The organism is Sphingomonas sp. AC522, assembly GCF_979258125.1.
In genome coordinates this window covers 1,260,997-1,285,400 of record NZ_OZ409836.1, presented here as the reverse complement: position 1 = coordinate 1,285,400, position 24,404 = coordinate 1,260,997, and the positions used below count along the sequence as shown (strand labels likewise).

General features: G+C 64.6%; 21 protein-coding genes, 1 tRNA gene and 1 pseudogene. 9 read left to right on the top strand and 14 right to left on the bottom strand.

All coding sequences use genetic code 11. From position 1 onward, the window contains the following. Positions 1–103: 103 nt before the first annotated feature. Both ACZZZM_RS06465 and ACZZZM_RS06460 read left to right on the top strand, forming a co-directional pair. Positions 104–1,435: a glycosyltransferase gene (locus tag ACZZZM_RS06465; RefSeq protein ID WP_463594281.1), complete on the top strand. Its 1,332-nt coding sequence runs from the start codon at positions 104–106 to the stop codon at positions 1,433–1,435. Between the two features lie 79 nt (positions 1,436–1,514). Then, entirely contained in the window at positions 1,515–3,479 is a 1,965-nt protein-coding gene (locus tag ACZZZM_RS06460) for a S9 family peptidase (RefSeq protein WP_463594280.1), read from the top strand. Here ACZZZM_RS06460 and ACZZZM_RS06455 read toward each other — a convergent pair. The 4 genes from ACZZZM_RS06455 to ACZZZM_RS06440 form a co-directional block, all read right to left on the bottom strand. After that, positions 3,476–4,624: an acyl-CoA dehydrogenase family protein gene (locus ACZZZM_RS06455; RefSeq protein WP_463594279.1), complete on the bottom strand. Its 1,149-nt coding sequence runs from the start codon at positions 4,622–4,624 to the stop codon at positions 3,476–3,478. The genes ACZZZM_RS06460 and ACZZZM_RS06455 overlap by 4 nt on opposite strands. Before the next feature lie 204 nt (positions 4,625–4,828). Continuing rightward, complete coding sequence (locus ACZZZM_RS06450) at positions 4,829–5,608, bottom strand: SDR family NAD(P)-dependent oxidoreductase (RefSeq protein ID WP_463594278.1); 780 nt, start codon at positions 5,606–5,608, stop codon at positions 4,829–4,831. Then, entirely contained in the window at positions 5,605–6,624 is a 1,020-nt protein-coding gene (locus tag ACZZZM_RS06445; protein WP_463594277.1) for a CaiB/BaiF CoA transferase family protein, read from the bottom strand. The genes ACZZZM_RS06450 and ACZZZM_RS06445 overlap by 4 nt, the downstream gene beginning before the upstream one ends. Positions 6,625–6,792: 168 nt before the next feature. Beyond that, positions 6,793–7,935 carry an acetyl-CoA C-acetyltransferase gene (locus tag ACZZZM_RS06440; protein WP_463594276.1) on the bottom strand — a complete coding sequence of 381 codons (1,143 nt, stop codon included), beginning with the start codon at positions 7,933–7,935 and terminating at the stop codon, positions 6,793–6,795. A gap of 159 nt (positions 7,936–8,094) precedes the next feature. Between ACZZZM_RS06440 and infA the strand changes: the two genes are divergently transcribed. The 6 genes from infA (at position 8,095) to ACZZZM_RS06410 (ending at position 11,134) form a co-directional block, all read left to right on the top strand. Next, positions 8,095–8,313, top strand: coding sequence for a translation initiation factor IF-1 (gene infA, locus ACZZZM_RS06435; protein WP_010162480.1), 219 nt, complete (start codon positions 8,095–8,097; stop codon positions 8,311–8,313). Positions 8,314–8,429: 116 nt separating this feature from the next. Beyond that, on the top strand, positions 8,430–8,999 hold the full coding sequence (locus tag ACZZZM_RS06430) for a Maf family protein (RefSeq protein WP_463594275.1): 570 nt from the start codon (positions 8,430–8,432) through the stop codon (positions 8,997–8,999). Then, the gene (locus ACZZZM_RS06425; protein ID WP_463594274.1) at positions 8,992–9,936 is read left to right on the top strand and encodes a ribonuclease; all 945 of its coding nucleotides are present in this window, start codon (positions 8,992–8,994) and stop codon (positions 9,934–9,936) included. The genes ACZZZM_RS06430 and ACZZZM_RS06425 overlap by 8 nt, the downstream gene beginning before the upstream one ends. Next, positions 9,936–10,118 (top strand): DNA gyrase inhibitor YacG, encoded by a 183-nt coding sequence (locus ACZZZM_RS06420; protein ID WP_463594273.1) that lies wholly within the window; start codon positions 9,936–9,938, stop codon positions 10,116–10,118. Before ACZZZM_RS06425 ends, ACZZZM_RS06420 begins: the two co-directional genes overlap by 1 nt. Before the next feature lie 31 nt (positions 10,119–10,149). Then, a tRNA-Phe gene (locus ACZZZM_RS06415) sits at positions 10,150–10,225 on the top strand. A 117-nt stretch (positions 10,226–10,342) separates the two neighbouring features. Next, positions 10,343–11,134, top strand: coding sequence for an inositol monophosphatase family protein (locus tag ACZZZM_RS06410; RefSeq protein ID WP_463594272.1), 792 nt, complete (start codon positions 10,343–10,345; stop codon positions 11,132–11,134). A gap of 258 nt (positions 11,135–11,392) precedes the next feature. On the opposite strand, the pseudogene ACZZZM_RS06405 reads toward ACZZZM_RS06410, so the two are convergent. From ACZZZM_RS06405 to ACZZZM_RS06360, 10 genes and pseudogenes are all read right to left on the bottom strand, one after another. Then, positions 11,393–12,247 (bottom strand): annotated as a pseudogene (locus tag ACZZZM_RS06405) (Gfo/Idh/MocA family protein); the annotation flags it as partial. Continuing rightward, a complete protein-coding gene (locus ACZZZM_RS06400) occupies positions 12,244–12,447 on the bottom strand; it encodes a hypothetical protein (RefSeq protein WP_463594271.1) in 204 nt (67 codons plus the stop codon). The pseudogene ACZZZM_RS06405 and the gene ACZZZM_RS06400, both read right to left, overlap by 4 nt. After that, on the bottom strand, positions 12,444–13,853 hold the full coding sequence (locus ACZZZM_RS06395; RefSeq protein WP_463594270.1) for an alkaline phosphatase D family protein: 1,410 nt from the start codon (positions 13,851–13,853) through the stop codon (positions 12,444–12,446). Before ACZZZM_RS06395 ends, ACZZZM_RS06400 begins: the two co-directional genes overlap by 4 nt. Positions 13,854–13,862: 9 nt before the next feature. Next, on the bottom strand, positions 13,863–15,215 hold the full coding sequence (locus ACZZZM_RS06390) for an MFS transporter (RefSeq protein ID WP_463594269.1): 1,353 nt from the start codon (positions 15,213–15,215) through the stop codon (positions 13,863–13,865). A 65-nt stretch (positions 15,216–15,280) separates the two neighbouring features. Then, positions 15,281–16,777 carry a CoA-acylating methylmalonate-semialdehyde dehydrogenase gene (locus tag ACZZZM_RS06385; RefSeq protein WP_463594268.1) on the bottom strand — a complete coding sequence of 499 codons (1,497 nt, stop codon included), beginning with the start codon at positions 16,775–16,777 and terminating at the stop codon, positions 15,281–15,283. A gap of 14 nt (positions 16,778–16,791) precedes the next feature. Continuing rightward, positions 16,792–17,580 (bottom strand): 5-deoxy-glucuronate isomerase, encoded by a 789-nt coding sequence (iolB, locus tag ACZZZM_RS06380; RefSeq protein WP_463594267.1) that lies wholly within the window; start codon positions 17,578–17,580, stop codon positions 16,792–16,794. After that, positions 17,580–18,473, bottom strand: a complete 894-nt coding sequence (iolE, locus tag ACZZZM_RS06375; protein WP_463594266.1) for a myo-inosose-2 dehydratase — start codon at positions 18,471–18,473, stop codon at positions 17,580–17,582. Before iolE ends, iolB begins: the two co-directional genes overlap by 1 nt. Next, positions 18,470–20,305 (bottom strand): 3D-(3,5/4)-trihydroxycyclohexane-1,2-dione acylhydrolase (decyclizing), encoded by a 1,836-nt coding sequence (gene iolD, locus ACZZZM_RS06370; RefSeq protein WP_463594265.1) that lies wholly within the window; start codon positions 20,303–20,305, stop codon positions 18,470–18,472. Before iolD ends, iolE begins: the two co-directional genes overlap by 4 nt. Beyond that, positions 20,305–22,248, bottom strand: a complete 1,944-nt coding sequence (locus ACZZZM_RS06365; RefSeq protein ID WP_463594264.1) for a bifunctional 5-dehydro-2-deoxygluconokinase/5-dehydro-2-deoxyphosphogluconate aldolase — start codon at positions 22,246–22,248, stop codon at positions 20,305–20,307. Before ACZZZM_RS06365 ends, iolD begins: the two co-directional genes overlap by 1 nt. Before the next feature lie 80 nt (positions 22,249–22,328). Next, positions 22,329–23,228 carry a MurR/RpiR family transcriptional regulator gene (locus ACZZZM_RS06360; protein ID WP_463594263.1) on the bottom strand — a complete coding sequence of 300 codons (900 nt, stop codon included), beginning with the start codon at positions 23,226–23,228 and terminating at the stop codon, positions 22,329–22,331. Positions 23,229–23,347: 119 nt separating this feature from the next. On the opposite strand from ACZZZM_RS06360, the gene iolG reads away from it, so the two are divergent. Then, the gene (gene iolG, locus ACZZZM_RS06355; RefSeq protein WP_463594262.1) at positions 23,348–24,334 is read left to right on the top strand and encodes an inositol 2-dehydrogenase; all 987 of its coding nucleotides are present in this window, start codon (positions 23,348–23,350) and stop codon (positions 24,332–24,334) included. Positions 24,335–24,404: the final 70 nt, after the last annotated feature.

Here is a 24,404-nt window from a genome sequence, read left to right as displayed (position 1 = left end):
CGTTCGTGTCGAAACCGGAATGGCGGGAACATTGCGAAAAAATTATTAACCATGCCGCTTTACCGTCGTCTGCACGCACGATCGGTGACGCGAGGAAGAGACGATGATCCCCAAGCTGATGCACTTCATCTGGGTAGGCGACGAGACCAAGTGCCCGACCAACTGCATGGACACCTGGCGCGCGCTCAATCCGAACTGGGAGTTTCTGCTCTGGGACAATTCGGATTTCGAAAGCGCCGACTGGTTCAACGCCAAGCACATGGCCGACATGTACGGCCGCGAACTCAACGGCGTGGCGGACATGATGCGCTGGGAGATTCTCCACGCCAAAGGCGGCGTTGTTGTCGATGCCGACAGCATCGCGCTGCGCCCGCTCGACGATCATCTGCTCGATTGCGAGGCGTTCGCCTGCTGGGAAAACGAGATCATGCGCCCCGGCCTGATCGCCGCGGGCTATTTCGGATGCGAGGCGGGCAATTCGTTCGTTGAGCAGATCATCCGAGACATCCATGACGATCCGACCGTGACGCACGCCAAGGCCTGGAAGACCGTCGGCCCGATGCGGCTGAGCGAGAGCTACCGCAAATATAATTATTCCAAGCTGCGCATCTATCCGAGCCATTATTTCATTCCGACGCACTTCACCGGCCAGACCTATGATGGCAGCGATCCGGTCTATGCCGATCAGCTGTGGGGCTCGACGCTGCGCGCCTATGACGAAATTCACGCGCGCGACGTGAGCGCCGCACCCGAGCCGGTCGCTCCGCCGGCGCTCCAGCCGGAGCCCGCGGCGGAGGAAGCAGCGCCGATTTCGTCCGCATTGGAAGCGCTGCACGCCCCCTATTTCGTCCAGCGCGTCAACGTCAGCAACGAATTCGCCGGCAAGGGCCGCGGCAAGGTTCTGCGCGATTTCTGCGCGGGGAAGCGCGTGCTGCATGTCGGCTGCGCAGACTGGCCGATCACCGATCTCAGCCGTTCGCTGCATTTGTACCTCGAGCCGGCCTGCGCTGCGCTCGACGGGGTCGATCCGCACACCGAAGCACTCGAAATTCTAGCTCCGCACGTAAAGGGGCGCCTCTTCTCCAGCGTGAGCGAAGCCACTGACTCCTATGATCTCGTGCTCGTCCCAGAAGTGATGGAGCATGTCGCCAATGTCGAGGAATTCCTGGCCGAATTGCAAGGCGTGGACGCCGAGACCTTCTTGATTTCGGTGCCCGATGCCTTCCAGTGCGGCGGCCGCCATTTCGATTACATCGCCAACAGCCAGACCTTCGTGGAGGTCGTCCACCCTGATCATAATGTCTGGTACACGCCCTATACGTTCGCCAACACCATCCAGAAATATAGCGATCTCGCCATCGATCGGATGTGGTTCTTCAACAATATCTCGCTGCTCGCACAGCTATCGAAGAACAGGATGCAGCTCGCCGCCTAAGGACTTGCGCCCAATCGGAATTTGTCTTTAGCTTGGGTCACCGCCTGCGGTTCAACGCGGGCGGCCGGGGGGCATCTGGATGCGCGCGCTATCGCTGCTGGCGGCTTCGGCTGCGCTTCTAATCGCGACCGCGCATCTCGCGGCGGCGCCACAGCAATCCACGCCGCAAGCCACACCCAAGATGCCCGACGCGGCGGCCTTTGCCGAAAAGCCGGCCTTTACGGGACTGTCGCTCTCACCCGACGGTCAGAAGATCGCCGCAGTGGAGAACGGTAATTCGAAATCCCGGCTCGTGGTGTTCGAGGCCGATGCCAGCACTCGCAAACCGGTATATTACGAAGCCCCCGCATCGAGCATGGCCACCATCCACTGGGCCGGATCCGGACGTCTGCTCGTCACCAACGCGACGATCTTCAATTTCTTCGGCATCCAGATGACGATCTCGAACATCAGTGTCGTCGATCTGAAGACCAAGGCACACCGGGACCTGGATCCCGAGGGCAGGACTCCCTTCGCCGGCGAAATCCTCCATATCGATCCCAAGGGCGATTGGCTGCTCCTCGCGACGCAGAAATCGATCGGCGGCACGCCTTGGGTCAAGCGTATCGACCTCAACACGAACATCGCGACCTATGTCGAAAAAGCGCGGCCCAATGTCTGGAACTGGTTTGCCGACAGTGCGGGCGTGGTCCGCGCGGGCATCGCCTATGACGGCGACCGCTGGACGATGTGGTACCGCGAACAGCCCAATGCGCCGCTTGCCAAGGTCAAATCTCCCGAGATCAAGGGGACGGCAGGCACGGTGGATTCAGTCTATTTCTTTCCCGGCGAGGCGGGCGGGGCGATCATCACTAATGCCCGTTCGGACCGGTTTGCCGCCTATCGCTTCGATTTCCGCACCGGCGCGACCGGCGATGTGATCTACGAGCATCCTCGCGTCGATGTGACGGCAATCGTCGCCAATCCGGCGACCCGCGGCATCGCCGGGGTTTCGTACGAGGACGATCGCTCACGGGTGGCGTGGGTCGAACCGGCAATGAGCAAGGTCCAGGAGCGCCTCGACAAGGCGCTACCCGGCGCCGAAGTGCAGATTCGTGACCGTAGCCTCGACGGCAATCGCCTGCTGATCTGGGCGGGAAGCGCTTCCGATCCGGGCACCTTCTATCTGTTCGACCAGGCCGCGCGGCGCCTCGAACGCCTGAGCCAGCCCTTCGAAAAGCTGGCGGCGATGCATCTGGCACCGGTCAAGCCGGTCGGCTATTCCGCCCGCGACGGGCTGGCGATCCCTGCTTATCTGACGCTGCCGCTCGGCCGAGGTGAAAAGGGGCTTCCACTCGTCGTGCTGGCGCATGGCGGGCCGTTCGTTCGCGACAGCTGGAATTACGATCCCTATGTCCAGTTTCTCGCCAGCCGCGGCTATGCCGTGCTCCAGCCCAATTTCCGCGGCTCGACCGGCTATGGCAAGCGCTTCGTCGAGCAGGGTTATGGCCAATGGGGCCGCAAGATGCAGGACGACGTCGATGACGGCGTCGATTGGCTGGTCAAGCAGGGCGTGGTCGATCCCAAGCGCGTCTGCACGATGGGCGCATCCTATGGCGGCTATGTCGCTTTGTGGGGCGCAATCCGGAACCCGGACAAATATCGCTGCGCCGTCAGCCTTGCCGGTGTCACCGACTTGCCCGGCATGCTCAAGCACGATCGCAAGATGTTCGCCGCGCCGCGCTACTTCAAGCAATGGGAGCAACGGGTACGCGGCGAGAAGGAGACCGATCTCAAGGCCCTGTCACCGCTGGCGCAGGCCGCGCGCCTCAATATCCCGGTGCTCATCGCGCATGGCGAGCGCGATACCAATGTGCCCGCCAAGCAGGCGCACCAGTTCGTTGCCGCGCTGGCACTGCGCAAGGGCACGCCCAGCGAAGTCGTGCCCATTTTCTACAAGGACGAGGGGCATGGGCTGGACGAGCCCGCCAACATTATCGACTTCCTCAAGCGGCTCGAGACCTTCCTGGCCAAGCACAATCCGGCAGACCCGGCCAAGCCCTAGAGCGAGCGCGCGATCAGCACCTTCATGATCTCGCTCGATCCGCCATAGATCCGCTGAACCCGCGCATTGCGCCACATCCGCGCGATCGGATAATCGTTCACATAGCCATAGCCGCCGTGCAGCTGAAGGCATTCATCGACCACCTGCCCCTCGGCCTCGGTGACCCATAATTTGGCGATCGCGGCACTGGTCAGATCGAGCGTCCCCGCCAATTGCCGCTCGATACAATCATTGACATAGACCCGCGCGATCTCGGCCTTGGCCTTGCACTCGGCGAGCTTGAACTGAGTATTCTGGAAATCGAATACACGCTGGCCGAACGCCTTGCGATCCTTGGTGTACTCGGCGGTGACTTCCACCGCCTTGTCCATCGTCACCACGCTCGAAATCGCGATCACCAGCCGTTCGCGCGGCAGCTCGGCCATCAATTGGCGGAAGCCCTGGCCCTCGCTGGTGCCGAGCAGGTTATCCGCCGGCACCCAGACATCGTCGAAGAACAATTCGCTGGTGTCCTGCGCATCGAGCCCGATCTTGTCGAGCGCCTTGCCGCGGCGAAAGCCCTCCGCCTCCCCGGTCTCGACGACCAGCAGTGACACCCCCTTGGCGCCCTGCTCGGGATCGGTCTTCGCCACCACGATGATGAAGTCGGCGATCTGGCCATTGGATATGAAGGTCTTGGCGCCGTTGATCCGATAGCCGTTGCCATCCTTGAGCGCAGTGGTGCGGATTGATTGCAGATCCGATCCCGCCCCCGGCTCGCTCATCGCGATCGCCGCCACGCTCTCGCCCGAGCACAGTTTCGGCAGCCAGCGCTGCTTCTGCTCCTCGGTGCCGTGCGCGAGCACATAGGGCAGGATGATCACATTGTGCAGCGACAGTGCGAACCCCTCGACCCCATGCTTGCCGACCTGCTCGACCAAGGTCACGTCATGCCGGAAATCGCCTCCTGAGCCCCCATATTCGGCCGGGATCGATACCCCGAGCAGACCGGCCTCGCCTGCCTGCCGCCAGAACGCCCGCTCGACCTGCCCCGCCTCGCGCCATTGCGCGATTCGCTCAGGCGGCGCTTCGCGCTCGAAGAAGCGCGCCGCGCCATCGGCCAGCGCCACCAATTCGGGATCGTCGCGCCAATTGCTACCTGCCATCCCCACCTCTTCTCCGTCGCTCTCGCCGCGAATGTTCCCAATGTTCGCACTGACCATGGGCCTTGACGAAGGAGGGACCGGCACTGTCAAAGAGCGGCCGCGATGCGCCAGCCGCGTAAGCCAAGCATTTGAAATCCTACATTGCAAGCGCCGCGTCAGTCCGGATGATGCGGCGCGGTGGATCCGGAGCCGTGGCCCGCATCGTCACCGCGGCGCCATGCGGATCGCGCCATCGAGACGGACGTCCTCGCCGTTGAAATAGGGATTGCGCAGCATCTCCAGCGCCAGGCTGGCATAATCATCCGGATTGCCGAGCCGCTTCGGAAACGGCACCGACGCCGCCAGCGCGTCCTTCACCTGTGGCGGCGCGGCGTTCATCAGCGGGGTGTCGAAAATCCCCGGCAGGATCGTGTTGACCCGAATCCCCTCGCCCGAAAGGTCGCGCGCGATCGGCAGCGTCATCCCGACAATCCCGCCCTTCGATGCCGAATAGGCCGCCTGCCCGATCTGCCCGTCTTCGGCGGCGACGGACGCGGTATTGACGATCGCCCCGCGCTCGCCGGCTTCATCGGACTCAAGCGTCAGCATCCCCGCCGCGCTCTTGACGATGCAGCGGAAGCTGCCGACCAGATTGACCTGGATCACCCAATCGAACGCCGCCGCCGGGAATTGCTTGATCTCGCCGGTATTGCGGTCGCGGCTGACGGTCTTGTAGGCGTTGCCGACCCCTGCGCAGTTGACCAGAATCCGCTCCTGGCCATGCACTTCGCGCGCCTTGGCAAACGCCGCATCGACTTCATCGTCCGAACGGACATCGACCTTGCAAAACACCCCGCCAAGCTCGGCCGCCAGTGCCTCGCCCTTCTCGGCGTTCATGTCGAACAAGGCGACCTTGGCCCCGGCCGCGGCCAGCGCCCGTGCCGTCGCCGCGCCCAATCCCGATGCCCCGCCGGTGACCACGGCGGCCGTGCCTTCGAATTTCATGCGTCTCTCCATTTCGGTGGTTGGGGGGCCGAAGCCGGTGTTTGCGAAAAGCGCGGCGCCGGCGACGGCGCACCGCCGGCAAAGGTGCCGCGCGCAAGATTGTGCGGGTGCGTCGCCGCTTCGTCGAAAGTCAGTACCGGCGACACGCAGGCTTCGGCCGCGAAATGCGCGACCCATTCGTCGCGACCGCGCGTCGCGAAGATTGCAGCGAAGCGCTCGGTGCGCGCAGGCCATTGGCTGGGGTCCATCTGGGATCCCCCGTCCTCGCCGAGCCCGGCCACCAGCGCCGCATAGAATTGCGGCTCGATCGCCCCGACCGCGACATGCCGGCCATCGGCGCAGGCATAGCAGCGATAGAAAGGTGCGGCCCCGCTCAGCAGATTCGCCGCCGGCCCGTCGCGCCACATCCCCGCCGCCTTGAACCCCCAGCTCATGCTCGCCAGCAAAGCCGCGCCATCGGTCATCGCTGCGTCGACGACCTGCCCCGGCGCGCCCATCCGCACCGCCAGCAAAGCGCTGACCATCCCGAAGGCGAGCAGCATCCCGCCCCCGCCGAAATCGCCGATATAATTGACCGGCACCACCGGGGGCTGGCCGGGAACCCCAATCCCGTCGAGCAGTCCAGCCACAGCGAGATAATTGATGTCATGCCCCGGCGCATGGGCGAGCGGCCCATCCTGACCCCAGCCGGTCATGCGGCCGTAGATAAGGCCCGGATTGTCCCCGATCAGCACTGCCGGCCCGAGCCCGAGCCGCTCCATCACCCCGGGCCGAAACCCCTCGATGATCCCGTCGGCGCCGCGGCAGAGCGCGCGGGCCTGCTCCACGCCTTCGCTCGACTTGAGCTCGATCCCTACAACCGTCCGCGACCGCGCCAGCGCATGCGGCCCAAATACCGCCCCCGGCCGCTCGATGCGGGTCACCTCCGCGCCATGATCGGCCAGCATCATCCCCGCAAATGGTCCCGGCCCGATCCCGCCAAACTCGATGATTCGAATGCCGGTGAGAACGCCCACTAAAATGATCCTCCCCCGCACGGGGAGGTGGCAGCCCCGGACTTGTTCCGGGGCTGACGGAGGGGGCTCTCCTCATAGGGTTTCCTTCGCAGCACGCCCCCTCCACCAGCCTGCGGCTGGTCTCCCTCCCCGTTCCGGGGAGGATCAAGAGGGCGCGGTACCATCGCCTCAGAGCGCCTCGACAATCGTCACGTTGGCAATCCCGCCGCCCTCGCACATCGTCTGCAGCCCGTAGCGCTTGCCCTGCTTGCGCAGCGCATGCACCAACGTCGCCATCAGCTTGGTCCCCGAGGCCCCCAGCGGATGCCCCAAGGCGATCGCCCCGCCATTGACGTTCAGCCGCTCGGGATCGGCGCCCGTGTGCTCAAGCCACGCCAGTGGCACCGGCGCGAACGCCTCGTTGACTTCGTACAGGTCGACATCCTCGATCCGCATCCCCGCGCGCTGCAACGCCCGGTCGGTCGCGAACAACGGCTCCTCGAGCATCACCACCGGATCCCCGCCAGTCACCGTCAGATTGTGGATCCGCGCCAGCGGTGTCAGGCCGTGCGCCTTCAATGCCGCCGCGCTCACCACCATCACCGCCGATGCCCCATCGCAGATCTGGCTGGCGTTCCCCGCAGTGATCACCCCGCCCTCGGTCAGCGTCTTGAGGCTGCCCAGCCCTTCCATGCTCGCGTCGAAGCGGATGCCTTCGTCCTGTGCATGAAGCTCCCCGTCGCCAATCTCCAGCGCCAGAATCTCGTCGTCGAAATCACCCCGCTCGACAGCCGCGGCCGCCCGCCGGTGGCTTTCCAGCGAATAAGCGTCGAGCCGCTCGCGGTCATAGCCATATTTGCGCGCGATCATCTCGGCGCCGGTGAACTGGCTGAACCCGCGCACCCCGAAGCGATCGAGCGCCTTCTGGCTGAACGGCTTGGCGCCGACCACCGAAGTCCCCATCGGGACCCGGCTCATATGCTCGACGCCCGCCGCGATCACCACGTCCTGCGTGCCCGACATCACTGCCTGCGCTGCGAACTGAATCGCCTGTTGCGAGCTGCCGCATTGGCGATCGATCGACACTGCTGGCACACTCTGCGGCAATGTCGAGGCGAGCACGGCGTTGCGCCCGATATGCAGCGCCTGCTCGCCGGCCTGGCCGACACAGCCCATGATCACATCGTCGATCGCGGCGGGGTCGATCCCGCTGCGCGCCGCGATCTCCGAAAGCACCGCGCCGCCCAGATCGGCCGGGTGCCAGCCCATCAATTTGCCGTTCCGGCGCCCGCCCGCCGTCCGCGTCGCCGCGACAATATATGCCTCTGCCATCCGCCTCTCCCGCCGCCCCTTGAACGGGGCAGTACTTACACCAATGTAAGTGCCGGAGCGCCGCAGCCAGCGCAAGTGGCAGTCGTGCTTTCCTTTTTCCCCGTCACAGAGTAAAGGCACCGCGATTTTACGCGGGCGTCACACCGTAAGAGGTATTTTTTGGCCAAAGAAGAACTGCTTGAAATGCGCGGCCAGGTCGTTGAGCTTCTGCCCAACGCCATGTTCCGCGTTAAGCTCGAAAACGATCATGAGATCCTGGGTCACACCGCCGGCAAGATGCGCAAGAATCGCATCCGCGTGCTGGTCGGCGACGAAGTCCTTGTCGAACTCACGCCCTACGACCTGACCAAGGGCCGTATCACCTACCGCTTCAAGTGACGGCCTGCGGGCCGTCATCCTGAACTTGTTTCAGGATCCATCGCGCCACAAGCGGCATGTTTGCGATTGGATAGATGGATGCTGAAACAAGTTCAGCATGACGGAAGAATGGTCATTTGAAGCTCGTCCTTGCCTCTACATCGCCACGCCGACTCGATCTGCTCAAGCGAATCGGGATCGAGCCTGCGCGCGTCGCCGCCCCCGATGTGGACGAAGACCCGCTGCCGGGCGAATTGCCCCGCCCCTATGTGCTGCGAATCGCCATCGCCAAGGCACAGGCAGTGGCACGCGCTGACGACGAGATCATCCTCGCCGGCGACACCACCGTCGCGGTCGGCCGCCGCATCCTCGCCAAGCCCGAGGACGAAGCCGATCTGCGCCGCATGCTCGCGCTCCTCTCGGGCCGCCGCCACCATTGCTATTCGGCGGTGTGCGCGATCGGCATGGACGGCAAGGCGCGCACCCGCATCTCGGATACCGTGGTGGCCTTCAAGCGTCTGACCCCGGCCGAGATCGACTGGTACGTCGCCAGCGGCGAAGGCATGGGCAAGGCTGGCGGTTACGCCATCCAGGGCAAGGCCGAGGCGTTCGTCCGCTTCCTCTCGGGCAGCCATTCGGGCGTCGTCGGGCTGCCGGTGTTCGAGACCCGCGCATTGTTGCTGAGCGCCGGACTCGCTCTTGGCTGAGTGGCTCTACGAAGCCGGGATCGGCGAAAACCGCGCTGCGCTGGTTTCGCGCGGGGGCATCTGGAAGGCACGGATCGAACTAGAAGGCTCGGGCCCACGCGTCGGCAGCGTCGTCGAGGCGCGGATGACCGACCGCTCGACCGCGCGGATCACGCTCGAAGACGGGGGCGAAGCTTTGTGCTCGCCGCTTCCGAAGGTAACCCAGGGCGGCCGCTTCCGCGCGCTGATCGTGCGCGAGGCGATCCCCGAACCCGGCCGGCCCAAGCTCCCCAAGGCAGTACCGACCGACGAGCCGCTCGGGCATGGCCCCGACCTGCTCGCGCAAATCACCGCCTCCGGTCTGCCCGTGCGCACCGCCCGCGCGCATGAGCCCGACATGCTGGAGGAAGCGGGCTGGTCCGAAGTCCTGGAGGAAGCGATCACCGGCGAGATCGTCTTTGCCGGCGGCGCGCTCCGCCTATCGCCGACCCCCGCAATGGCGCTGTTCGACGTCGATGGTCCGGCCCCGCACGATGCGCTCGCCGTCGCCGCTGCGCACGCCGTTGCCCGCGCCTGCGAACGCCATGGCATCGCCGGATCGATCGGCGTGGACTTCCCGACCCTCACCAGCAAGGCGGCGCGCCAGGCCGTGGCCGAGGCGATCGACGCCGCGCTTCCCCAGCCCTTCGAGCGCACCACTGTCAACGGCTTCGGTTTCTTGCAGATCGTGCGCCGCCGCCTCCGCCCCTCCTTGCCCGAACTGCTCCGCATGGATCCGACGGGCGCCGAGACCCGAGCCGAACTGCGCCGCGCCGAACGCCTTCCCCCGCCGCTTCCGGCTACCCATATGGTGAGCCAGCGAATCGCACGCCGTCTCGCGCAGCAGCCGTCCTGGACTGCCGAACTGGCGCGGAGGACCGGCAGTGCGATGCAATTCGTATCGGCGAAGGAAGTATGATGGCCAAGCGTAACGGCTGCCCGATCTGTGGCCAGCTGCCCTCCAACGACTTCAAGCCCTTCTGCTCGCGCGGCTGCAAGGACCGCGACTTGCTGCAATGGTTGGGCGAGGGCTACCGCGTTCCCGGCGAGCCGGTGGACCCACAAGCATTTACCGTGGACAGCGCCCGCGACCCTGACTAAGAGCGCGCTTCCGGCGTTCGCCGGACCAGATGCCCGGGTAGCTCAGTTGGTAGAGCATGCGACTGAAAATCGCAGTGTCGGCGGTTCGAATCCGTCCCCGGGCACCACTTTCTCCAGCATCAGCGAATGGACGGCGAACCGCCGAGCCTGATCCATGCGTCGCGCCGTGTCTGATAAAAAATATTCCATATTGATATTCAGTTGGAATTTATGTTCATAGCGCCATGACCCAATCGCAAAACATCATCGCCATGATCGCCGCCGCCCGCCGTGCCGGTGCCGGCCTGATCGAAGACCGCGCGCGGATCGCTTCGCTCACCATCCAGAACAAGGCCGGCGTCGCCGACATGTTCAGCGAAGCGGACGTGCGCGCCGAGGAAACGGTTAAGGCCGCGCTGATGGCGCATGCGCCGAGTTACGGCTTTCTCGGCGAGGAGGGCGGGCTTCAGGAGGGCGAGGATGGGGAGCATGTGTGGATCGTCGATCCGTTGGATGGCACGACGAATTTCCTGACCGGATCGCCGCTGTTCGCCGTCAACATCGCGCTCGCTCGCGCCGGGCATGTGATTGCCGGCGTGACCTATGTGCCAGTGCTCGAAGAGCTGTTCTGGGCCGAGGAGGGCGCGGGTGCGTGGCTAAACGATTCGCCGATCCGTATCTCTTCGCGGGCAACGCTGGGCGAAGCGGTGCTCGGCGTCGGAATTCCCTTCGCGACCAAGCCCGACCACGCGCAATTCCATGCCGAGATGGAGCGGCTGACCGACAAGGTCACCGGCATCCGGCGCCTCGGCGCCGGGGCGATCGACATGGCCTGGGTCGCGTGCGGCCGGCACGATGCCTATTGGGAGCAGTCGGTCAGCGCGTGGGACATGGCCGCGGGTGCCGTGATCGTGCGCGAAGCGGGCGGGCTGGTGACCAACACGCTGGGCGAGCCCCTCGCTCTGATGGGCGGGACCGTGCTCGCCGCGACCCCCGCGCTCCAGGGCGAGCTGCTGGTCGCCCTCGCCCGGGTCTAGGGCGCCACCCAGCGCGCTTCGCGGTGCGAGCGCCGGATCGCGTCGGCGACCTGCTCGACCTTGAGCGCGTCGGCAAAATCCTTGGCGTTGCTCGAGTTCGCCGAGCACTGCGTCGATCGCCGCCTTCACTTCGATCGTCTTCAAGTCGTTATAGCCGATCTGATGCCCCGAAGCCGGGCAGAAATCGCGATAGGCGCCGTGTCCGGGACCCGCCATGATCGTCGTGAAGCCATTGTTGATCCCCGGCCCAACGCGGTACAGCTGGAGCTCGTTGAAACGCTCCTGGGTGAAGACGATCGAGCCCTTGGTCCCGCTCACTTCGAAGCCCAGCCCCATCTTGCGCCCAGTGGCGATCCAGCTTGCCGATAACGTGCCGGTGGCGCCGCCGGCAAAGCGGACCAGCGCGTCCATCTGGTCGTCGACGCGCACCTCGCGCGCGGTGCCGTCGGGCGTGCGCCGCGTCGCATGCGCGGTGTGCAACGTGCCTGAGACTTCGGCGATCTCGCCCAGCAGGTGCCGCGCCATCGCAATGATGTGGCTGCCGATATCGGCAAGCGCCCCGCCCGCTTGTTCGGGCTCGCAGCGCCAGTTGAACGGCGCATCCGCGGAGGCCATGAAATCCTCGGCATGGATGCCGCGGAACGCAGTGACCTCACCGACCTCGCCCGAAGCGATCAGCTCCCGCGCAACCGTAATCATCGGATTGTACAGATAGGTGAACCCCACCGCCGTCGGCAGGCCCGAAGCCGCTGCGGCATCCGCCATCGCCTGCGATTCCGCCAGCGTCGCCGCCAGCGGCTTTTCGCAATAGACCGGCTTTCCCGCCGCCAGCGCCGCCAGCGCGATCGGCGCATGAAGCAGATTGGGCGTGGCGATCGCCACCAGATCGACCGCCGGATCCGTCACAGCCTCGCGCCAGTCGCCGGTCGAGCGCGCGAAGCCAAGCTGCGCCGCGGCTTTGGCCGCAGTCTCGGCATCGCGGTCCGCCTGGATTTCCAGCACCGGCTCCACGGCCAGATCAAACGTCCGCCCCGCTGCCGCAAAGGCCATTGCATGCGCCCGGCCCATGAAGCCCGAGCCGATCAATGCGATGCGGAGCGGACGCTTGCTCATAGCGTCGCGACCTGGGCGTAGCGGGCGCGGAGCTGCTCGATCGTCTTGCGCTTGACCGGCAGTCCATCGCGCAATTTGTACCAGGTGTTCTGGCTGATCCGGTAGGTGTCGAACAATCCTTCGGACGTCGCCTTGGGCAGCCGCGCCTTCATCGCCTCGAACTCCTCGCGGGTGATTGCCACCATTTCGAAACGCATCACTTCTCAACTCCATAATAGCTGCCGCCCGCGGACACGCGGTCACGGCGCTTCTGCTCCTTGGGATCGATGGCCGTCTTCCAGCTGGAGCGGCCGTTCACCAGATCGGCGCCTTTGACCACGATCGGATCCCACACGGGCGACCCGATCACGTTGCGCACGCTCATTTCGACCTTCGGCTCGGGATCGAAGCTGAAGTCGAGTACTCCGAAATTGGCGCTGCCCACCCAAGGCGCACGCAGCCGCACTTCGGGGAGTTGATCGACAAACTTGGGGCTGAGCAACTGCGCCAGCCCCGAGCTGACCAGATCGTAGAAGTCGTATCCGCCCTTCTCGCTCCAGGGTACGCAATTGGCCTCGCCCATGTGAACGTCACCTGAAATCCCCAGGCAGCCCGAGACCTTGTTGTCGCGGATGAAGTCGAGCAGTTCGTTGCGCTCGTCGAGATACATCGCCCAGCTGTCGCCGCCGCTCTCGGCGCACGACCAGCCGGTGCCCGAGACGAGCAGCTTGAAGGTCGCCTTCGATGCCTTGAGCTCGCGCTTGAGCCAGGCCTTCTGCCCCGCGCCGAGCATCGTCTTGTTCGGACCGTTCGGCGCGGCGGGCGGATCGCGGTGGTAGCGGCCGTCGAGCACGAAGATGTCCACGGGGCCGAAGCTGTGGCGGAAGAATATGCCCGGCGTCTCCGCCGTGCCCGCCGTCGGATTGCCCCACCAGCGCTTGAACAGCTTGAGCGTCATCGGCTTGACCGGATTGCGTCCGTCCGAATCGTTATAGCCGAAATCGTGATCGTCCCACGTCGCCAGCTGCGGCACGGAGCGGAGCAGCGGTTGCAGGCTGGAGACCGCGCGCTGGCGCGCATAATTGTCGGTGAACGCCGCCTCTGCATCGCTGTCGGCATAGATATTGTCACCGAGCCACAGGAACAGGTCGGGCTCCATCGCGGTGATGGCGTCCCATACCGGCTGATGCTGGTCGATCTGCACGCGGCAGCACGACCCGAAGGCGATGCGAATCGGGCGCTTGCCCGCCGGCGCAGTCCGCGTGCGGAACGGGATCGGCTGATTGCGATCGGCGATGCCGTCGGTCTTGATGCGGTAATAATAGGTCGTGTCGGGCTTGAGGCCGGTCACGTCGATCCGCGTGACATGATCGTCCGCCGCATCCGCCTGCACCACTGGCGTGGTCTTCGCATCGCTGAACGCACGGTCGCTGGCATATTCGACTGCGACGCCAAATGTCCCGCTTGCCCGGCTCCACACCGTGAAGCTCTGCGTGGTCGAGGCGCCGATCATCGGCCCTTCGAGCAGGCGCGGATATCCCGGCGCAATCGCGGCGAGAACGCGCGCGGGCAGGCCAGCCAATAGCGTCAGGGTGCTGGCACCCCAGAGAAATTTGCGTCGGTTCATGGGTCTTCCTCAGTCGCGCAAGCGCGTGTTCCACAGCGTCGATGCAAGCAGCACCGACACCACCGAAGCGCCTATCCAGAAATAGATCGCCGCAGTGAAATCATAGTGGCGCACGCCATTGACCATGGTCATGCCGCCATTGATCAGCTTGCCGCTGACCGTCTCCTGGATGCCCGCGCCCAGATAGCTGAACACGCCGACCATCCCGAGCGCCGCGCCCGCGACGCGCTTGGGGCAGATATCGATCGCGAACAGTCCGCCGACCGAGGTGACTAAGCCGGTCATGCCCAGCCCGAACAGCACCATCGACAGGCTTGTCCAGAGCACGCCGTCGGGGCCATAGAAGAACAGCACCAGCCCGATGATCTCGACGATACCGAATATCAGATTGGCCGGCGGCCGCCGCGCGCCGAAGAACTTGTCGGAGATGAAGCCGAAGGCCACCGCGCCCGCGATTCCCGCCAGCGTGCTGATCGTCAGCATCGATCCTGCCTCGATCAGCGAATAGCCGCGCACTTCCTGCAGATAGAGGATGCCCCAGCTATTGATCGCATAGCGCGTGACATAGACGAGCGCGCTGGAGACTGCGACTATCCACACTGCGGGGATGGCGACGATGCTCAGCTGCGTCGCGAACACGCCCTTGGGGGGCGTCGCTGCGATCGCCGCGGCTTCGGCCTCGGTCGGCTCGTAGCGGTCGCCCTTCCAATCGGCGACCGCCGGAAGCCCCATCGTGCGCGGACGATCCGACATCGCGAAATAAGTGGCGACCCCGGCAACCATCGTCGCGATGCCCGGTCCCCAGAAGCCCCAATGCCAGCCCAGAGCGGCGACCAGCGAGGCAGTGACCAGGAAGGTCAGCCCCTCGCCAATCGAATGCGCGGTCGACCAGATGCCATAATAGCGCCCGCGTTCCTTATTCGAGAACCAGCTGGCGAGGCTGACCACGCAGGCCGGCGCGCCATAGCTCTGGAACCAGCCGTTGAGCCCCCACACGATCGTCGCCAGCAGCACCGTCGTCGAAAAGCCCATGACGATGTTGCACAGTGCCGACATTGCGAGGCCGATCGCCATGAACTTGCGGGCATTGGCATGGTCGGAGACGAAGCCGTTGATCAGCTTGCCCGCGGCGTAAGCATAGAAGAGCGCCGAGCCGATATGGCCTAGATCTTCGGGAGTGAAGATGCCGCCATCGATCAGCGGCTTCTTGACCACGTTGATCGCCAGCCGGCACATATAGCTTACGGCATAGCCGGCGGTGATCGCGATGATGATGCTCGTGCGATGCCGCCGATACGCGGCATCCACGTCGATGTCGGTGCGGAGCGGCAAGTCCGGTCCGGTCGCGAAAGCCTTGAGCATCCTGTCCTCTCCCCCTCGCCGCCGTTTTGCGGTCTTTGCGAGCCTATTGGTTCATGTGTGCGGCGTCATCCCATCGTCGGGATGACGAAGGCGCTGTCGCCGGTGCCGCCGCCATCGGGCCAGCGCTGAGTGACTGTCTTGACCTTGGTCCAGAAGCGAACGCCTTCCATGCCGTGCTGGTTGGTGTCGCCAAAGCTCGAGCGCTTCCAGCCTCCGAAGCTATGGTAGGCGACCGGCACCGGAATCGGCACGTTGATGCCGACCATGCCGACATTTACGCGTGCCGCGAATTCGCGCGCGGCATGCCCGTTGCGCGTGAAGATGCAGACGCCGTTGCCATATTGGTGCTCGCTCGGCAGGCGCAGTGCGGTCTCGAAATCGGGTGCGCGGACGATCTGAAGGACCGGGCCGAAAATCTCCTCCCGATAGGCCTGCATGTCGGTGGTGACATGGTCGAACAGGCTCGGTCCGATGAAGAAGCCCTGCTCATGGCCCTGGAGCTGGAAACCGCGGCCATCGACAACCAGCTCTGCGCCTTCGTCCACGCCGGTCTGGATCCAGTTTTCGACGCGCTGCTTGTGCGCGGCATTCACGACGGGACCGTAATGCGCATCCGCGTCGCTCGACACGCCAACCTTGAGCGCCGCCATCGCCGGGATCAGCCGCTCGCGCAGGGCATCGGCGGTGCGGTTTCCGACGGGCACCACCACCGGCAGCGCCATGCAGCGCTCGCCGGCCGAGCCGAATGCCGCGCCGCACAGATCGTTCACGACCTGATCGAGATCGGCGTCCGGCATGACGATGCCGTGATTCTTGGCGCCGCCCATTGCCTGGACGCGCTTCCCCGCCGCGACGCCGCGCGAATAGACGTAATGGGCGATGTCGGACGATCCGACGAAGCTCACCGCGCCGATGGCCGGGTGATCGAGAATCGCGTCAACCATCTCCTTGTCGCCGTGGATTACCTGCAGGATACCCTCGGGAAGCCCGGCCTCGATCATCAATTCCGCCAGCCGCACCGGCACGCTCGGATCGCGCTCGCTGGGCTTGAGAAGGAAGGCGTTGCCCGTCGCGATTGCCGGCCCGAACATCCACATCGGGATCATCGCCGGGAAGTTGAACGGAGTGATCCCCGCACCGATCCCGATCGGCTGGCGCATCGAATAGACGTCGATTCCAGGTCCTGCGCCCTGGGTATATTCGCCCTTCAGCGCATGCGGAATGCCCGCGGCGAATTCGATCACGTCGAGACCGCGCTGGAGATCGCCCTTGGCGTCGGCGATCACCTTGCCATGCTCCGAGGCGAGCAGCCGCGCCAGCTCCTCCATATTGGCTTCGACCAGGGCCTTGAAGTTGAACATCACGCGCGCGCGGCGCTGCGGATTGGTCGCCGCCCAGCCCGGCTGTGCCTTCGCCGCAGCTGCGACGGCCGCTTCCAGCTCAGCTTGCGCGCCGAGCACGACTTTCGCCTGCACTTCGCCCGTGCTCGGATTGAACACGTCGCCGCTGCGCGATGCCGCACCGGCAAACCCGCCGGCGATGAAATGGTCGATCTGTCTCACCAAAGTCTTCCTTGCTAGCGCACGATCCAGTCGTGCGCGGGATCGTTGCGGAACACCCAGTTGCGCCGGGGTCCGGCCATCACATTGAGGTAATAAAGGTCGTAGCCATGCGGCGCTCCGACCGGATGATAGCCGCGCGGCACCATCACGCAGTCGCCATCCTCCACCGCCATCGTCTCGTCGATATCGCGCTCGTCGGTATAGACGCGCTGGAAGGCGAAGCCCTGCGGCGGGGAGAGGCGGTGGTAATAGGTTTCCTCGAGGAAGGTCTCCTCGGGATACGCATCGCGGTCATGCTTGTGCGGCGGATAGCTCGACCAATTCCCGCCGGGGGTGATCACTTCCACCACCAGCAGGCTCTCGGCCTCGTCGGTGTCCGACAGGATGTTGCGGACATGCCGCGTGTTGCTGCCCTTGCCGCGAATTTCGACTTGGTCTGAGCAGATCACGCGGACTCTGCCCTTGCCGGTGCCGGGCGCGGTGCAGATCGCCACTTCGGCATCGCTCTCGGCGGTGATCGCATAGTCGGTACCAGACGGCAGATAGACCGAAGTCGCCGCGCCATCGAAAACAGACTTGCGCCCGCCCAGATCGTTGAAGCGCTCGCCCCCGGCTTCGATGGTGACGCTTCCTGAGAGCACCACTAGGCAAGCTTCGCGGCCTTCCTCGCGATGCGCATAAGCATTGCCCGCGGCGAGCTTGATCACGCGGAACCCGACATACTCCCAGCCAGCACTCTCGGGCGTGACTTCGAGCACCGTTCCGTCGGCAGCGGGCTCGCGCGAATGGACCAGCAGCGACATCAGGCGAGCTCGGCCTGCTTGGCGAGCGCCTTGAGCGTATCGAGCCCAAGCTGGCTATAATCGCGCGGATTGGCGATCGCGGGATCCTGCTCGGCCTCGATCACGATCCAGCCCGAATAGTCCATACCGGCCAGCGCGCGCATGAAAGGCGCGTAATCGTAATCGCCGTCGCCGGGTGCGGTGAACATGCCGCCGACCACGCCGTTGAGGAAGCTCGTCCCATCGGCGCGGAAGGCGTCATATTTGGACTGGCGGATGTCCTTGCAATGGACGTGAGTCACGCGCTCGGGGCGCGCCTTGATCACGTCGATCGGCTCGATCCCGCCGAACAATGCATGGCCGGTATCGAGCACCAGCCCGACATGATCGCCGGTCGCATCGAAGAAGCGTTCCAATTCGTCCTTGGTCTCGACCACGGTACCGAGATGATGGTGATAAGCGAAGCGAAGCCCGCGATCATTGATGAAGCGCGCCACAGTATTCAGCCGCTCGCCGAACTGCTTCCAGTCGCCCGCGTCGAGCACCGGATGGGTGTCGAGCCGGCTGCCATAGCGGTCGCAATGTACGGCGTTCGAAGTCTCGGCGAGAATGAACACGCTCGATTCCATATATTCGAGCAGCGCCAGATGATTTCCGAGCGCGGCAATCTCGGTATCGGCATCGCGCGTCAGCAGGTTGGACGAATACCAACCGCCGACGATATCCAGCCCGTAGCGCGACATGATCGGCGCCAGCGCCTCGGGATCGCGCGGAAACTTGTTGCCGAGTTCGACCCCGTCGAAGCCGATTTCCTTCACGTCGGTCAGCAGCTCGTCGAGCGTGGTATCGCCGCCCAGCTCGCGCATGTCGTCATTGCACCATGCGATCGGGCTAACGCCCCAGCGGATGCTCATTTTCTCTCTCCGGAAATCCTGGTTTCATATTCGCGGCGCGCGGCCTGGACTTGCGGGCGCTCCGAGATCTCTGGCACCGCCACGTCCCACCAATAGCCGCCGGCCTCGGTGGTGATCATCGGATCGGTGTCGATGACGATGACATAGCTTTTGGGGGATGCCCTGGCGCGGACCAGCGCCGCTTCTAGATCGGCGACACCGGTCACCTTTTCGGCAGTCGCACCAAGGCTGCGCGCATGTCCGGCGAAATCGACATCGGGCATCGTCTCGTACTGGCTATCGGCGAGCAAATTGTTGAACGGCCGTCCGCCGGTGCCCTGCTGGAGCCGGTTGATGCAGCCATATCCGCGATTGTCGAGCAGGATGATTGTGATCTTCTGGCCAAGCATCACCGAAGTCGCCAGCTCGCTATTGAGCATCAGATATGAGCCGTCGCCGACCATGACGTACACGTCGTTATCGGGCGTGGCCATCTTGACCCCCAGTCCGCCCGCGACTTCATAGCCCATGCACGAGAAGCCATATTCGACATGATAGCCGCCGGGCCGGTGCGAGCGCCAAAGCTTGTGCAGTTCGCCGGGAAGCCCGCCTGCGGCGCACACCACGGTCGCGTTCTCGCCCGCCTGCCGCCACACCGCACCGATCACCTGCGCGTCCGAAGGCAGCGCATTTCCCGCTCCGGTTGCTGCGTCCCAAGCCGAATTCCACTCGACGACGGCTGCAGCATTTGCCTCGCGCCAGTCGTTCGGAACCTGCCAGCCGCCGAGCAAAGCGCCCAGTTCTTCGAGCACCGCGCGCGCATCGCCGAGCACCGGCTCGGCGGCATGCTTGCCCGCGTCATGCTGCGCAACATTCACCTGGAAAAGACGTTTGCCCGCAAACAATGTCCTCGATCCTGTCGTGAAGTCCTGTAGCCGCGTGCCGACGCCGATCACGACATCTGCCGCCTCCGCCGCGGCATTGGCGGCGCTGGTTCCGGTCACGCCGATCGAGCCCAATGCCTGCGAATGATCCCACGCCAGCGCACCCTTACCCGCCTGCGTCTCCGCGATCGGAATGCCGGTGCGCCCAGCCAGTTCGGCCAGCACGCCTTCCGCTCGCGAATAGAGCACGCCGCCGCCCGCCACGATCAGCGGCGCCTTCGCCCCCTTGATCGCATCGGCCAGGGCAGCCAGCTCGCCCGTATCGGGCCGCACGCGCCGCTGGCCCCAAATCCTGGGCGCGAAAAAACTTTCGGGATAGTCATAGGCCTCGGCCTGTACGTCCTGGCATAGGCAAAGCGTCACCGGCCCGCAGCTCGCAGGATCGGTCAACACGCCCATTGCCCGCGGCAGCGCGTCGAGGATTTGCTCCGGCCGCATGATCCGATCGAAATAGCGCGAGACCGGCTTGAAGCAGTCGTTCGCGCTCACGGTAGCGTCGGCGAAATCCTCGATCTGCTGGAGCACCGGATCGGGCCGCCGCGTTGCATAGACGTCGCCCGGCAGGAACAGCACCGGCAGCCGGTTGACATGCGCCAGCGCCGCCGCGGTCACCATATTGGTCGCGCCCGGCCCAATCGAAGTGGTGCAGGCCATTGCCCGCTGGCGCCGCGATTGCTTGGCGAAGGCGATGGCGGCATGCGCCATGCCCTGCTCGTTATGCGCGCGCCAGGTCGGCAGCTCGCCGGTCATCCCCGCCAGCGCCTCGCCCATGCCAGCGACATTGCCGTGACCGAAGATCGCCCAGACGCCGGCGAAATAGGGAACCACCGCACCATCGATTTCCACCGATTGCGCCGCGAGATAACGGGTCAGGGCTTGTGCCGTGGTCAGGCGCACAGTCTTGCTCATCAGGCCGCCACTTCCTTGCATTGACGCGCCGTGCGCCATGCATCCGCCAATACCCGCAAATTCTCTGCGAGCGCATCCACCGCGCCGGCATCGTCGATATCGCCCGAGAGCCACTGCGCTGCGACATCGTGGAAGATCGTCCGCCCGACTGCGAAGCCCTTGACCAGTTCGAACTGCGCCGCAGTCGTGATCCCCGCAAGCAATTCGTTCTGCGGCGCCGAAAGCCCGAGCAACACGATGCCGCGGCAGAGCGGATCGTGGCGCAGGATCGCCGCCTCGATCTGGCCCCAGGTCGCATCGTTCTCGGCAGGCTCGAGCTTCCACCAATCCGGATAGACACCGAGCGCGTAGACGTGGTCGATCACCCGCGAGATCGTCTGGCTGTCCACCGGGCCATGCTTGGACGCGATGATCTCAAGCAGGAATTCGTGCCGCGTCGCCCGGCATGCGTCGAACAGCCGCAGGATCTGGCGGTCCTGCCGGGCGATCATCTCTGCATCGTCGTCGGGATGATAGAAGACCAGGCACTTCACGACATGATTGATCGGCCATTCGCGCAGCGTCATCGCTACATCGGGCGAGCCTTCGAATTCTATCGGGCGCGAGCCCGGCAGCTCGATCGGCCGCCCGATCCAATAAGGCAGGTCCCCCGCCGCCTCCAGCGCACGTGCGCCAAAGCGGCCGTCGAGCAGCATGCCATAGCGGCGGTCGCCCCGCGCCAGCCGCTCGACGGCCTGGAGCGCAAGGTTCTTGAAGTGCGAGACCTGTTCGGCATCGCCCGTGCCGAGATCGGCAATAAGATCGTCGAATTGGCTGCGATGGTCGATCGCGAGCACGGTCAGATCGTCATGTTCGCCATGCCGGTTGCTCGACCAATGCAACTGCTCGAGCTCAGCGCTTTCGCGCAGGCGGTGCGGCCAGCTTCCGCGCAGGAAAACCTGCAATTCCTCCCACGACGCCATGGCCGGCGCGCAGCCATGCCGCGACACGACGATCGCCCCGCAGGCATTGGCCATCTCGCAGCATTTCTCGACCGGCATGCCGCGCAGCCAGCCGCGCAGGAACCCCGCCATGAATGCGTCGCCTGCGCCCAGCACGTTGAACACTTCGATCGGGAAGCCGCGCCCGACGATCCCAGCGTCGAGATCGTCCGGCACGTCCCCAGGAAATGCCACGCAGCCCTTGGGGCCTCTTTTGCACACCAGCAACGCATCGCTGCTCGCCCGGATCGCCCTGAGCGCCGCAACGGTGTCGGTCGTGCCGCCCAGAATATGGACCTCTTCCTCGGTGCCGACGATCAGGTCGCACAATGGCAGCACCTTCTGCAGCTCGGCCGTCACCGCGCCGCTGGCGACGAAACGATCCTCGCCATTGGCCTTGCCCGCCAAGCCCCACAGCACGGGGCGATAGTCGATGTCGAACACCACGCGCCCGCCCTGCGCCTTCATTAGCGTGGCGGCCTTCATGCTCGCGGCGAACACGCCGGGTTGCGAAAGATGCGTTCCGTTGACCAGCAGCGCGCTTGCCTGCGCGACGAATGCGGGGTCCACATCGTCCGCGGCCAGCGCCATGTCCGCGCAATTCTCGCGGTAGAAGATTAGCGGGAAAGTATCGGGATCGCGGATGCCGAGGATCGCGAGCGCAGTGAGCCGCTCGGGATCGGTCTTCACGCCCAGCGTTTCGACACCTTCGCGCCGCAATTCCTCGCGGATGAAGCGCCCGAAATGATCGTCGCCGACCCGCGTCAACAGCCCGGCATTGAGCCCAAGCCGCGATGCCCCGATCGCGGTGTTGGTTGGGCTGCCGCCGATATATTTGGCGAAGCTGGCCATGTCTTCGAGACGGCCGCCGATCTGCTCGCCATACAGGTCGATCCCGGCACGCCCCAGCGTGATCAGATCGAGCCGGCGCTCTCCGCCTGATGCCCCCATGCCCTCAGCCATTTGCTTGTCAGACCGCCTCTCCGTGGTCTGTAACGCCTATTCCAACCCCGTTCTATTTGCAACATCTGTTTCAGAAATTTCTATGGTTGGAACAGATGTTTTTTCTCGTCCTGTTTGGACTTTGTCCGCCGTTTCGCGGGCTTGCGGTTGGCCTCGAAGGCGAAATTGATCACCAGCGCCTGGGCGAGGCACATCGAGGCCGAAAGCGAGCGGAATTTGCGCACTTCCGATTCGCGGACCTGGAGCACGTGCTGCGCCGGCTTGGCGACCGGGCTGACCAGGCTGTCGCTGATCGCGAGCACATCGTGCCCGCGCGACCGCACTGCCTCGACGATCGCCACCGTCTCTTCCGAATAAGGCTGGTAGCTGATCGCAATCAGCAGATCGCCTTCGCGCATCGACTGAACCTGCTGCAGCGCCAGCCCCGCGACGCCATCGATGAAGATCGTCCGCTTGCCCGCCTGGAGCAGCGAATAGGCGATGTACGACGCCACCGGGAATGAGCGGCGAAAGCCGACGACATGGACGGTTTCAGCCGCCGCGATCGCATCGACCGCGGCCTTCATCTCCGCGCCGCTCACCGTCTGCATCAGATTCTGGATCGCCAGCGTATTACCCTCGACGAACTCCGCCAGAAGCTCTGCGGGATCGGCCCCATGATCGTTGGCGGTCTCACCCAATTGGCGAACGCGCTCCGAATAGCCGAGCGCGGCATTGTTGCTCAGCAGCCCGTCGCGGAACAGCCGCTGCATCTGGCTCGCGCCTTCGAATCCGAAGCTCTTGGCGAAGCGCACGATCGCCGAGGGCTGGACTCCGCAGCGCGCCGCGATCACCGCGAGCGTCTCCAATGCGATATCATTGGGCTCGTCCAGGATGTAGCGCGCGATCTGCTTGAGCCGCTTGCTCAGCGTCTCATACCGGCGCACGATCTCCGCACGAAGCTGTTCGGCGGTCGCCGGGGCAATCGAAGCGTCTGACATCTGGCAAGAATCTCCCCGGTTCGAAAAGCGGAATATCTGTTCGATTTTTGGAACGCAACTATCGCGCTTGTCGCTCACCTGCGTTAAAGAACGTTCGTTCCATTTATAGAGAGGATAGAATGCACGATATCGCCCTGATCGGCGCCGGGAGGATCGGCAAGATCCACGCCGCCAACGCCGCGGCAAATCCGCGCCTCCGCCTCGCCAGGGTCGTCGATCCTTTCGCCGATGCGGCGACTGCGCTCGCAAACAGCTATGGCGCTGACGTATCGTCGCTGGAGGACGCGCTGGCGGACCCTGCCATCAAGGGTGTGATCGTCGCCAGCTCGACCGACACCCATCTGGAATACAGCTTGCGCGCGGCGGAAGCCGGCAAGACAGTGTTCTGCGAAAAGCCGCTCGATCAGGATCTGGCCAAGGCCAGTGCTGCATCGGCCAGGTTCGATGCGCTGGGCGCGAAGCTGTTCCTTGCCTTCAATCGCCGCTTCGACACCAATTTCGCGGCGCTGCAGGCGCGGCTCGCGAGTGGCGAAGTCGGCAGCCTCGAGACGCTGCACATCATCAGCCACGATCCCGCCCCGCCCCCGGTCGAATATGTCAAAGTCTCGGGCGGGATCTTCAAGGATATGGTGATCCACGATTTCGACATGGCGCGCTGGCTGCTGGGCGAGGAAGTCACCGAAGTCTTCGCCAGCGCCTCGGTGCTGATCGATCCCGCGATCGGCGAAGCCGGCGATTCGGATACCGCCAAGACGATCCTGCGCACCGCCTCGGGCAAGCTCTGCGTCATCTCCTCCAGCCGCCGCAGCGGCTATGGCTATGACCAACGTATCGAGGCTTTCGGGTCGAAGGGCTTGATCCGCGCGCAGAACCAGCTCGAGACCACGGTGGAGACCTGGGGCGATGGCGGCTCGACCGGCGACAAGCTCCAGAACTTCTTCCTCGATCGCTATGCCGTTGCCTATGCCCGCGAGGCCGATCACTTCGCCGACATCATCGAAGGCAAGGCCGAGCCGCTGATCGGCTATAAGGACGGCGTCGCCGCGCTCGCTCTGGCGGAAGCCGCTGCACAATCGGCCGCCGCGCACGAGGTCGTGCGCCTCTGACAAAAAGAAGGGGAGCCGGAAACCGGCTCCCCGAGGAGGCAACTGCAGAGCGAGAGAATGATCGGGCCGA